Origin of the sequence: Streptomyces jumonjinensis, from assembly GCF_009600885.1 — a bacterium.
GTDB lineage: Bacteria > Actinomycetota > Actinomycetes > Streptomycetales > Streptomycetaceae > Streptomyces > Streptomyces jumonjinensis.
The window spans coordinates 38,163-39,436 of sequence record NZ_VCLA01000160.1 but is presented as its reverse complement, the minus strand read 5'-3'; the positions used below and the strand labels follow the sequence as shown (position 1 = coordinate 39,436).

Annotated in this window: 1 protein-coding gene; it reads left to right on the top strand. The window is 67.7% G+C overall.

What is annotated here, in order from left to right:
• The first annotated feature begins 223 nt into the window (after positions 1-223).
• Positions 224-1,168, top strand: coding sequence for a hydroxymethylbilane synthase (hemC, locus tag FF041_RS22860; RefSeq protein ID WP_323392431.1), 945 nt, complete (start codon positions 224-226; stop codon positions 1,166-1,168).
• Positions 1,169-1,274: the final 106 nt, after the last annotated feature.

Here is a 1,274-nt window from a genome sequence, read left to right as displayed (position 1 = left end):
TCCGGCCACCCTAGTTGCCGGGCCGGGCGGGTGAGAGGCGGATCCGTATGCCCCTGGCGGGGTGTGTCACGCGATATCGCGGTGCCTCGACTTGGTCCGCGAACCCGGGGCGAGGACTACCAACGCGGAGCGACACCCCCGTTCCCGACCCTGTGTCTGTATGAGCACGGGTGTGCGGCTCATAGCCTTGTGACACCCTGTCAGGCATCGGAATGGGGTCACCGTGACCACGTACCTTGTCGGTTCCCGCGCAAGTAATCTCGCCAAAGCACAGGTCCGCGAGTATCTGCGCCCCCTGCGCGAACGGTTCCCCGCGATCACCTTTACCCATCGTGTGATCTTGGAAGGGGGCGACAAGGACCGCCGGTCGGCCCTGTCTGCCGTATCCGCTGTCAGCGGGGGGTCGGCGTTCAGCAGCGAGCAGGAAGCGGCGCTTGCCCGCGGTGACGTGGATGTGGTGGTTCATTCGCTGAAAGACCTTCCTACGTCGAACCCTCGCGGGCTTGCCTTGCTGTCTCCGCCCGGACGCGAGGACGTGCGCGATGCTCTGTGCGGGTCCACCCTCGCGGGGCTCCGGAAGGGGGCCCGAGTCGGTACGGGGGCCCCTCGCCGGGTTGCTCAGCTGCTCGCGGTTCGGCCCGATCTCGATGTGGTGCCGATCCGGGGGAACGTTCCGCCCCGCCTTAAGAAGATCGAAACCATGGGGCTTGACGCCGTGGTCCTCGCGGTTGCGGGTCTTCGCCGGCTCGGCCTCGATGACGCCATGGGGGAAGTGCTGCCCCTCGATCTGTTCCCGCCGAGCCCCGGACAAGGCGCGCTCGGGATCCAAGTCCGGACGGACGAACAGTCGGCCCCGTTGCGTGACGTGCTGTCCACGGTTGGTGACGCGTCCGTTGACGCTGCGGTCCGCGCCGAGCGTGCGCTACTCGCCGAGCTTCACGGCGGATGCTCGGTGCCCGTGGGCGCGTTCGCCGAGACCCTCCCGAGTGGTGATCTTTCTCTGTCGGGCCAGGTCACGTCGCTGGACGGACGCGTACGGGTCGCCGAGACATTGACCGGCCCGTCCACGGAGCCGGAGAAGCTCGGCGCGTCCCTGGCCGCTCTGCTCATCGACCAGGGAGCGCATTCGATCCTTGACGGGGTTCGGGCCGCTCTCGGGTCTAGATGAGCCGACGGGCGATGTCGAGCGCCGCGTACGTGGCTCGGTCCTCGGCGGTGGTGGTTGTGTGTCGTTGGGTTATCGGCGGAAGGTCGATTCGGTGTCGGTGGCGCGT